This is a genomic window from Neobacillus sp. BP17 (assembly GCF_059579525.1).
In genome coordinates this window covers 5,736,810-5,746,880 of sequence record NZ_CM184198.1, presented here as the reverse complement: position 1 = coordinate 5,746,880, position 10,071 = coordinate 5,736,810, and the positions used below count along the sequence as shown (strand labels likewise).

General features: G+C 39.5%; 10 protein-coding genes. All 10 read left to right on the top strand.

Going from position 1 to position 10,071, the window contains the following annotated elements; all coding sequences use genetic code 11:
• Positions 1-632 precede the first annotated feature (632 nt).
• Positions 633-767 carry a 50S ribosomal protein L34 gene (gene rpmH / locus AC4QJR_RS28090; protein WP_007084526.1) on the top strand — a complete coding sequence of 45 codons (135 nt, stop codon included), beginning with the start codon at positions 633-635 and terminating at the stop codon, positions 765-767.
• 50 nt (positions 768-817) lie between these two features.
• On the top strand, positions 818-1,159 hold the full coding sequence (rnpA, locus tag AC4QJR_RS28085; protein WP_496524938.1) for a ribonuclease P protein component: 342 nt from the start codon (positions 818-820) through the stop codon (positions 1,157-1,159).
• 153 nt (positions 1,160-1,312) lie between these two features.
• On the top strand, positions 1,313-2,089 hold the full coding sequence (gene spoIIIJ, locus AC4QJR_RS28080; protein ID WP_098577021.1) for a YidC family membrane integrase SpoIIIJ: 777 nt from the start codon (positions 1,313-1,315) through the stop codon (positions 2,087-2,089).
• Positions 2,086-2,709 carry an RNA-binding cell elongation regulator Jag/EloR gene (gene jag / locus AC4QJR_RS28075; RefSeq protein ID WP_251462968.1) on the top strand — a complete coding sequence of 208 codons (624 nt, stop codon included), beginning with the start codon at positions 2,086-2,088 and terminating at the stop codon, positions 2,707-2,709. Before spoIIIJ ends, jag begins: the two co-directional genes overlap by 4 nt.
• Positions 2,710-2,997: 288 nt before the next feature.
• Complete coding sequence (gene mnmE / locus AC4QJR_RS28070) at positions 2,998-4,383, top strand: tRNA uridine-5-carboxymethylaminomethyl(34) synthesis GTPase MnmE (RefSeq protein WP_251462970.1); 1,386 nt, start codon at positions 2,998-3,000, stop codon at positions 4,381-4,383.
• A gap of 100 nt (positions 4,384-4,483) precedes the next feature.
• Complete coding sequence (gene mnmG, locus AC4QJR_RS28065; protein WP_098577030.1) at positions 4,484-6,373, top strand: tRNA uridine-5-carboxymethylaminomethyl(34) synthesis enzyme MnmG; 1,890 nt, start codon at positions 4,484-4,486, stop codon at positions 6,371-6,373.
• Positions 6,374-6,394: 21 nt separating this feature from the next.
• Positions 6,395-7,111: a 16S rRNA (guanine(527)-N(7))-methyltransferase RsmG gene (gene rsmG, locus AC4QJR_RS28060; protein WP_251462972.1), complete on the top strand. Its 717-nt coding sequence runs from the start codon at positions 6,395-6,397 to the stop codon at positions 7,109-7,111.
• Between the two features lie 171 nt (positions 7,112-7,282).
• Positions 7,283-8,152, top strand: coding sequence for a nucleoid occlusion protein (gene noc / locus AC4QJR_RS28055; protein WP_098577036.1), 870 nt, complete (start codon positions 7,283-7,285; stop codon positions 8,150-8,152).
• Between the two features lie 307 nt (positions 8,153-8,459).
• Positions 8,460-9,221, top strand: a complete 762-nt coding sequence (locus AC4QJR_RS28050) for a ParA family protein (RefSeq protein WP_098577039.1) — start codon at positions 8,460-8,462, stop codon at positions 9,219-9,221.
• On the top strand, positions 9,214-10,065 hold the full coding sequence (locus tag AC4QJR_RS28045; RefSeq protein WP_098577041.1) for a ParB/RepB/Spo0J family partition protein: 852 nt from the start codon (positions 9,214-9,216) through the stop codon (positions 10,063-10,065). Before AC4QJR_RS28050 ends, AC4QJR_RS28045 begins: the two co-directional genes overlap by 8 nt.
• Positions 10,066-10,071 lie beyond the last annotated feature (6 nt).

The window sequence follows — 10,071 nt, the reverse complement described above, 5'->3', positions numbered from 1 at the left end:
ATAATATCCCTCCTTTAGTACGCAGCCTAGATTAGCACGTGCGCTTTTCTTATACCGTCAGTACAACCTATTAATTTATAAATATACGAATCAGTGAATGTGGATAATAAATAATAAGGAAGTAAAGTGGAATTTCGACAATATCCACTTCTTGTGGACAACTTTCTACAGTACCCTAGGATAAGCTATCCACATGATATCCACAAATTGTGGATAACGTTTTGGTGTGGATAAAGTTATTCAGAGTGAAAACACAAATATAATATCAAATAATTGCTTAAGGCGCAATGCCTTTTCGTAGTTTATCCACAACGATAACAATATGTGCACAGAATTTGTCCACAAGTAGATGTTTTGTGCAAAACCTGTCAATATCTTGTGTGGATAGCTAAAATAATGTCGAAAAAATATCCACAAGGAAATGATGACTTATTAAAAGAGCTAACTTGTATTAGCGATGATCGAACGTATTCATATAAGAATATAATCTCTGGAAATTAGCTAATTCATGTTCAATAAAATTTGGAAATGGGAACAATAGCAGAGAATGGTTGACAATTTAATGGTGAGGTTATTATAATGAGTAAGACTGTCACTTAACTTGATAGCATCCTTTAGGGAGGTGTCATATAATGAAAAGAACATATCAACCAAATAAACGTAAGCATAGTAAAGTTCACGGTTTCCGTAGTCGTATGAGCTCAGCTAATGGCCGTAAGGTTCTAGCGCGTCGTCGTCTAAAGGGAAGAAAAGTATTATCAGCATAGACCACTGAAAAGTCAGTGGTCTTTTTTCTAATCCGACTGAGGGTGTTTTTATGAAAAAAGAGCTACGTATTAAAAAGAATAAAGAATTTCAAGCAGCATTCCAAAAGGGGCAGTCTTTTGCCAATCGGCAGTTTGTTGTTTATTCCTTATTAAAAGAGGGACAAGATCATTTTCGGATTGGTTTGTCTGTGAGTAAGAAGATTGGAAATGCTGTTACAAGGAATCGAATTAAACGCTATGTAAGGCAATCCATCTTTGAGTTAAGCGAGCAGCTAGCAATAGGGAATGATTATGTCATTATTGCCAGAAAGCCAGCAGCTGACATGGACTTTTTTGAAGTGAAAAAAAGTCTTACCCATGTTCTAAATGTCGGGAAGGTTTTAAAAAAGTGATAGTAAGGACATAAATGCGAAGGAATTTGCCTGAAAATTTGCATCATATTGAAGACAATTCCTTTGCGTAAATGATAAAATACCTTTGAAAAACGTAAAAAAAATAATACATAGAGTGGTTTGACTATCTTTATTGTAAGGAGGAAATTTTGGTTGAAAAGAAGAATATTACTAGTAGTCGGCTTACTTTCTGTTTTTATCCTACTGACAGGATGTAGTGAAATCAAACAGCCGATTACTTCGGAGAGTACAGGCTTTTGGAATGAGTACATTGTCTATCCATTATCCTGGTTAATTAAAGAAGGGGCATTTATTCTTGGAGGAAGCTTTGGGCTATCGATTATTGTTGTAACGATTCTCATCCGTCTTGCCATTTTGCCGCTTATGATCAAGCAGACAAGAAGTTCGAAAGCGATGCAAGCTTTACAGCCAGAAATGAAAGCACTTCGCGAAAAATATAGCTCTAAAGATCAAAAAACACAGCAAAAATTGCAACAGGAAACAATGGCCCTATTTTCAAAACATGGTGTCAATCCAATGGCCGGCTGTTTTCCGTTAATCGTGCAAATGCCCATTTTAATTGGTTTTTACCATGCAATTTCAAGAACAAGAGAAATTGCTTCAGATAATTTCCTCTGGTTTGACCTTGGGGATAAAGACCCTTACTATATCTTGCCGATAGTTGCTGGGATTACCACGTTCATTCAGCAAAAAATTATGATGGCTGGACAAGAGCATAATCCGCAAATGGCAATGATGCTTTGGATGATGCCAATCATGATTGTTGTATTTGCCTTTAGTTTCCCTGCCGCTCTGTCATTGTACTGGGTAGTAGGTAATATCTTTATGATTGTACAAACTTATTTTATTAAAGGACCGGATCTAAAGGCGGCAAAGGCATCCGGTAATGCGGGAGGAGCAAAAAAGTGAAACAGGTAACTGCTACAGGACAAACTGTCGAAGAAGCAGTAAAATCAGCTTTAGCTCAATTACAAATCAGCAAAGACCGCACAGATATTGATATTATTGATGAAGGTAAAAAAGGGATTTTCGGGATTTTCGGTTCACGTCCGGCGGTGGTAAAAGTAACAGTGATCATTGATCCGATTGAGGAAGCTAAGAAATTCCTTACTCAAGTAAGTGAACAAATGGGAGCCCCGGCTGAAATAGAAATTAAGCGTGAGGGAAAACATGTTCATTTTATCTTGACCGGGGAAAAGATTGCTTTATTAATTGGAAAAAGAGGGCAAACGTTAAATTCGCTTCAATATTTAACACAATTAGTCCTTAATCGTTTCTCTAATCAGTATTTAACGGTGATTCTAGATGCAGAAGATTACCGGAAAAGAAGAAATGAGACCCTTGTTCAATTAGCTCATCGGCTCGCCGGGAAGGCCCTTAAGTCAGGAATAGATGTAACTTTAGAGCCAATGCCTTCTTATGAGCGTAAAGTTATTCATGCTGCATTATCTGATAACAAACGTGTAAAGACATTTTCTGATGGATCGGAACCACATCGTTTTATTGTGATTTCTCCAGCGAAAAGATAATATCATAAGTCCTTAAAACATCCTATCGAATGATAGGATGTTTTTTTTTGGCTTCTGAAAAAAATGTCGAAAAAAGAAGTTGTTGATAACCTAAATCTTTTCTCGTTTTTCGTTTTATTGTTATTCACATGTGGATAAGTTAAAATAATAATGGGATTAAAGTGAATTGTGGATAGTTAGAGGTCGAGAAGGTTTACTTTTTCAACAGATAATCATGTGGTATTCTATTGTTTTGGAGAAAAAATCATTTTTTATATAGATAACAGTTTTTAGTGTGAGGTGAAGGAAATGGAATATGATACGATTGCGGCCATCTCCACTCCGATGGGGGAAGGAGCGATTGCTATTGTCCGCTTGAGTGGGGATGATGCGTTTGAAATTGCAGACAAACTATTTAGAAGCATTGGCGGGAAGAAGCTGACTGAAGCAGCAACCCATACGATTCACTATGGGCACCTGATCGAACCAAAATCAAAACAAGTGGTCGAAGAGGTTATGGTTTCAGTAATGAGGGGTCCAAAAACTTTTACAAAAGAGGATGTAGTGGAAATAAACTGCCATGGCGGAATTGTTTCTGTGAATAGAGTCCTTCAGTTAGTGTTAACGAATGGCGCGAGACTGGCTGAACCAGGTGAATTTACAAAGAGGGCTTTTTTGAATGGTCGGATTGATTTATCGCAAGCGGAAGCAGTCATGGACTTAATCAGGGCAAAAACGGATCGGGCGATGAATGTAGCGCTAGGACAAATGGAAGGGCGCTTATCAAAATTGATTCAGAGACTCAGACAGGAGATTTTAGAAATCCTCGCTCATGTTGAGGTTAATATTGATTATCCGGAATATGACGATGTGGAAGAAATGACTCATAAAATGCTGTCTGAAAAAGCTCATTTTGTCAGGGAGGAAATCAAGAAACTGTTACAAACATCAGAACAAGGGAAGATTTTACGGGAAGGATTGTCAACGGCGATTGTTGGCCGCCCAAACGTAGGGAAATCTTCACTCTTAAACAGCCTTGTCCATGAAAATAAAGCGATTGTAACAGATATTCCTGGAACCACAAGAGATGTCATTGAAGAATATGTGAATGTTCGCGGCGTCCCCCTTCGGCTTTTGGACACTGCAGGAATTAGAGAAACAGAGGATATTGTCGAACGAATTGGAGTGGAGCGCTCCCGTCAAGTTCTACAAGAGGCAGATTTGATTTTGCTAGTCTTAAATTATGCAGAGCAACTGAGCGCAGAAGATGAAAAGCTTTTTGAAGTAGTCAAAGGTATGGATGTCATCGTTATCGTGAATAAAACAGACTTGGAGCAAAAAATCGAGTTTGACAAGGTTTACGCTTTAGCAAAAGAACACAAGGTTGTTACCACTTCTTTGCTTGAAGATCGTGGGGTCAATGAGTTAGAGGAAGCCATTGCTTCATTATTTTTTGCAGGATCCATTGAGGCTGGCGATATGACCTATGTTTCCAATAGCCGCCATATCGGCTTATTAAGCCAAAGCTTACAGTCGATTGAAGAGGCGATTGAAGGAGTGGAAATGGGGACACCGATAGATATTGTTCAAATTGATTTAACAAGAACATGGGAATTACTTGGCGAAATCATTGGTGAAAGCGTTCATGAGAGCCTGATCGACCAACTATTTTCTCAGTTCTGTTTAGGAAAATAAAAAGGGAAGCGGAAGCCCTTTGATTTGGCGGGCTGAAGCTTGACCTTTATAAAAAAGTGAAAAGCATTGTTTCCGTAAGATACGGAAAAGGAGGAACAACATGCAATACGAAGCAGGAAAATTTGACGTCATTGTCATCGGAGCAGGACATGCCGGTTGTGAAGCAGGCCTTGCTGCCGCTCGAATTGGTGCAAAAACATTAATGATCACCATTAATCTTGATATGGTAGCCTTTATGCCGTGTAACCCATCGGTTGGAGGCCCTGCTAAGGGAATCGTCGTTCGTGAAATTGATGCGCTTGGCGGTGAAATGGGTAGAAATATTGATAAAACCTATATCCAAATGAGAATGCTGAACACAGGTAAAGGGCCTGCCGTTCGAGCATTACGTGCCCAAGCAGATAAATTTGCTTATCAACATGAAATGAAAAAAACCATTGAAGAAGAAGAAAATATGACTCTCCTCCAAGGGATGGTCGAAGAATTAATCGTCGAGGATGGCGTTTGCACCGGCGTTATTACCAAAACAGGAGCTGTGTACCGTTCTAAAACAGTCGTTATTACAACCGGTACATTCTTACGTGGTGAAATTATTATTGGTGACTTGAAATATTCGAGTGGCCCGAACAACCAACAGCCATCAATCAAATTATCTGAACATCTTGAAACACTAGGATTTGATCTGGTCCGCTTTAAAACGGGAACGCCGCCGCGCGTTAATAGTAATACCATTGATTACAGTAAAACAGAAATCCAGCCGGGTGATGATCAACCTAGAGCATTTTCTTATGAAACAACGAAATATATTACAGATCAGCTGCCATGCTGGTTAACCTACACAAACGAAGAAACGCATCAAATTATTGATCAGAACCTTCATCGCTCACCAATGTTTTCTGGAATGATTAAGGGAACAGGTCCGCGGTACTGTCCGTCGATTGAGGATAAAGTGGTCCGCTTTAATGATAAGCCGCGGCACCAAATTTTCCTTGAGCCTGAAGGAAGGAATACGCAGGAAGTATATGTGCAGGGGTTGTCAACAAGCTTACCGGAAGATGTGCAGCAGCAAATTCTAAAATCGATTTCAGGACTTGAAAATGTGCAAATGATGCGTTCCGGTTATGCGATTGAATATGATGCGATTGTTCCGACACAGTTGTGGCCAACACTTGAAACAAAGGTAGTGAAAAATTTATATACTGCCGGTCAAATTAATGGGACATCTGGTTATGAGGAAGCGGCAGGTCAAGGCTTAATGGCCGGGATCAATGCAGGCTTAAATGCACTGGGCCGTGACCAGTTAGTATTAAGCCGTTCCGATGCGTATATTGGAGTATTAATTGATGATTTAATTACAAAAGGTACGAATGAACCGTATCGTTTGCTAACATCACGTGCGGAGTACCGCCTGCTATTACGCCATGATAATGCTGATTTACGCTTAACTGAAATAGGCCATCAAATTGGTTTAATCCGTGACGAACGTTATGAAAAGTTCTTGGCTAAAAAAGACGCAATTGATGCCGAAAAGCAACGCTTGGAATCAACATTCCTGAAACCGACAGCTGAGGTTCAAGAAATGATCCGCAGCATTGGCGGCAGTGAATTAAAGGATGGAATCCGGGCCTCTGATTTATTAAAAAGACCTGAGATGTCCTATCAACAACTTGAAACTATTTTCCCTAGTGAAGTTGCTTTAGACGAAGATGTAAAGGAACAGGTGGAAATTCAACTTAAATATGATGGATATATTACCAAGTCCCTGCAGCAAGTGGAACGATTAAAGAAGATGGAAGATAAGAAAATTCCTGAGAATATTGATTATGATGCCGTCTCCGGACTTGCGACGGAAGCTAGGCAGAAATTAAAGTTAGTCAAACCGCTGTCCATTGCCCAGGCATCCCGGATAGCCGGTGTAAATCCTGCTGATATTTCCATCTTGCTTGTCTATCTAGAACAAGGCAAGATCGCAAGGGTTTCGAATGAATAACTATGTGAGGAAGATTACTGAATGATCATCGAACAATTTGCAGCAAATTTACAGGAAAAGGGGATTACCCTTACAAGTGTGCAGCTCGACCAATTTGAGAAGTATTTTGAAACACTGGTTGAATGGAATGAAAAAATGAATCTCACCGCGATTACCGATAAAGCGGAAGTGTATTTAAAGCATTTTTATGATTCCATTACAGCTTCGTTCTATTATGATTTCACAAAGCCGTTCCATCTTTGTGATGTTGGAGCAGGTGCAGGGTTCCCAAGTATTCCATTAAAAATTGTTTACCCTCATATTGAGGTGACGATTGTAGATTCATTAAACAAGCGTATTTCTTTTTTAAATCATCTAGCTAAAGAATTAAATTTAGAAAACGTCCATTTTATTCATGATCGTGCGGAAACCTTCGGGGTCAATCCAGAGTTCCGTGAAACATTTGATGTAGTAACGGCAAGGGCGGTTGCAAGAATGTCCGTGTTGAGTGAGTTTTGTTTACCACTCGTCAAAGTAGGCGGACATTTTATTGCCATGAAGGCGGCTCATGCTAAGGATGAATTAGGAATGGGTCAAAAGGCAATCACCACCCTTGGTGGAAAATTAGAGGAAATGTTTACTTTTACGCTTCCAATGGAAGAAAGTGAACGAAATATTCTCATCATAAAAAAGGAAAAACAAACACCAAAGAAATATCCGCGAAAGCCTGGGACACCAGGAAAGACACCAATTGAATAAGAAAAGCAGAAGCGCCCGTTTAGCAGCGGATGGACCGGAGCGCTTTGACTTCTTTAGAAAAACAATTTTGGAAATCTAACAATTTTTAGGGCAAACATGTTATTCTAGGCAGGAAGAATGGAACTAGGCAGAGAATAAGTAATAGGGAGTTTCGTAAAGGTGGTGTTGGGGATGAAACAATCATTTACACGCTTTTTTGGCCTCGGCGATAAGGGACAACCAGAGGTTGAACAAGAACTTGAAAAAGAGCTGATTACGGAAAAAAATGAAGAAATCAATAAAATACCAATTGACCATATAGTTCCAAACCGCTTTCAGCCGCGGACGGTTTTTGATGAAGAGAAAATTGAAGAATTAGCGCGGACCATTCATATTCATGGTATTATTCAACCTATTGTCGTAAGGGAATTTGCGGTTGGACAATATGAAATTATAGCGGGAGAACGCCGTTTTCGGGCGATGAAACAGCTGGGCTGGACCGAAGCACCGGCAATTATTAAAAATTTATCGGATACAGAAACGGCCTCTGTTGCATTAATTGAGAACCTGCAGCGGGAAGAGCTGTCCCCTATTGAAGAGGCGATGGCCTATGGAAAATTGCTGGAATTACACAACTTGACCCAGGAAGCCTTAGCACAACGCCTTGGAAAAGGGCAGTCAACGGTGGCTAACAAACTCCGTCTTCTTAAATTACCGCAGCAAATTCAAGAGGCATTATTATCGAAGATCATTACAGAGCGTCATGCCCGTGCATTGATCCCTCTAAAGGATCCTGAAAAACAAGTGGCACTATTAGCTGAAATTATCGAAAAGAATTTTAATGTTAAGCAAACCGAAGAACGTGTGGTTAAATTGCTCGAGCAAAAAAATGAAAAGCCTAAACCAAAGCGGAAAGCTTTTAGTAAAGATATGAGAATTGCCGTCAATACAATTCGCCAATCCTTATCAATGGTAACGGACAGCGGAATTAACCTTGATGCTGAGGAAGAAGAATTTGACGAATTCTACCAATTTACAATCCGTATACCAAAGAAAAAATAATAGACAAATAGATACAAGAACCAGGCATATCAAATGCTTGGTTCTTTTTATTTGGGAAGGTCTTTTTGTGAATGGAAATATTTAGATATATTATGTTTTCTATCCCCCAATCCAGCAATCTTTTAACCAGTAGACATTTGAATAATTTTAGAAAAAATCCAACAACCTATCTGTTTCATGCTAAAATAAAGGAATGGAATTTTTCTTTTAGCCATCAAGGTTAAATTAGCCAAATGAACAATATTTTTATAAAATTTAATAGAATAGCAGAATAAAACTTTGAGAGAATATAAGGGTAGGTGACATTGTGGGCAAAATTCTTGCAATCGCGAATCAAAAAGGCGGAGTCGGAAAAACGACTACCTCTGTCAACCTAGGTGCCTGCTTAGCATATATTGGAAAACGTGTCCTGCTAGTAGACACGGACCCGCAGGGAAACGCAACAAGCGGGATTGGTATTGAAAAGGCAGAAGTTGACCAATGCATATATGATGTTTTAGTAGATGATGTAGAAGCAAAGGATGTCATTAAATCTACATCAGTTGAAAATTTGTATGCCATCCCAGCTACTATTCAGCTGGCAGGTGCAGAAATTGAATTGGTACCGACCATTTCAAGAGAGGTTCGTTTGAAGCGTGCCCTAGCAGAAGTGAGAGATCAATTTGATTATATTATTATTGATTGTCCGCCATCGTTAGGTTTATTAACCCTTAATGCCTTAACAGCCTCTGATTCCGTGTTAATTCCTGTTCAATGTGAATATTATGCGTTGGAAGGATTGAGCCAATTATTAAGTACGGTTAGACTTGTTCAGAAGCATTTGAATCAGGAGTTGAAAATTGAAGGTGTTTTATTGACCATGCTTGATGCACGGACCAATCTTGGCATTCAAGTCATTGAAGAAGTGAAAAAATATTTTCAGGATAAAGTATATAAAACCATTATTCCAAGAAACGTACGTCTAAGTGAAGCTCCTAGTCATGGTGAACCGATTATTACCTATGATGCCAAATCCCGTGGTGCTGAGGTGTATTTAGATTTAGCAAAGGAAGTGGTCTCGAATGGCTAAAGGTTTAGGAAAAGGCCTTAATGCATTTTTTGCGGATGCTAGTAAAGAGGAAGTCGTTCTAGAAATCAAACTAAATGAATTACGTCCCAATCCATATCAGCCTCGTAAAACCTTCCAACAAGAGGCAATCGATGAATTAAAAGAGTCGATCATCGAGCATGGAATCTTGCAGCCGCTCGTGGTTAGAAAAAGTATTCGCGGCTACGAAATCGTAGTAGGTGAGCGGCGTTTCCGTGCAGCGAAAGAGGCAAAGCTTGAAACGGTTCCTGCGGTGGTCCGAACACTTTCGGAACAGCAAATGATGGAATTAGCCGTCCTCGAAAACCTGCAAAGGGAAGATTTAAATCCAATTGAAGAAGGACTAGCCTATCAATTGTTAATGGAAAAGTTAAAATTGACACAAGAAGAGGTAGCGAAGCGTCTAGGGAAAAGCCGTCCGCATATCGCCAACCATATCCGTCTCCTTTCCCTTCCTCAAAAGATTCAAGAATTAATTTCAGGTGGGAAAATATCAATGGGCCATGGACGTGCCTTATTAGGACTTCGCCAAAAAGAGAAACTGCCAAGCCTAGTCGAAAAAGTAACCAAAGAAGCATTGAATGTACGTCAGTTGGAAAAACTGATTCAACAAATAAATGAAGATGTTCCACGTGAAACGAAAAAGCCCGAACCGAAGAAAGATGTGTTTATCAAGGAACGGGAACATGTCCTGCGTGAACGGTTTGGAACGACGGTAAATATTAAGCAGAACAAGAATAAGGGTAAAATTGAAATTGAGTTCTTCTCTAACGAGGATTTAGAACGAATTTTAGAGATGCTCCATCAAGAGGATTCATCATTATAAACCATC

What these genes read in the sequence shown, in the direction of transcription:
- rpmH (WP_007084526.1), top strand. Translation starts at nt 633, where the DNA reads ATGAAAAGAACATATCAACCAAATAAACGTAAGCATAGTAAAGTTCAC.
- rnpA (WP_496524938.1), top strand. Translation starts at nt 818, where the DNA reads ATGAAAAAAGAGCTACGTATTAAAAAGAATAAAGAATTTCAAGCAGCA.
- mnmE (WP_251462970.1), top strand. Translation starts at nt 2,998, where the DNA reads ATGGAATATGATACGATTGCGGCCATCTCCACTCCGATGGGGGAAGGA.
- mnmG (WP_098577030.1), top strand. Translation starts at nt 4,484, where the DNA reads ATGCAATACGAAGCAGGAAAATTTGACGTCATTGTCATCGGAGCAGGA.
- rsmG (WP_251462972.1), top strand. Translation starts at nt 6,395, where the DNA reads ATGATCATCGAACAATTTGCAGCAAATTTACAGGAAAAGGGGATTACC.
- noc (WP_098577036.1), top strand. Translation starts at nt 7,283, where the DNA reads ATGAAACAATCATTTACACGCTTTTTTGGCCTCGGCGATAAGGGACAA.
- AC4QJR_RS28045 (WP_098577041.1), top strand. Translation starts at nt 9,214, where the DNA reads ATGGCTAAAGGTTTAGGAAAAGGCCTTAATGCATTTTTTGCGGATGCT.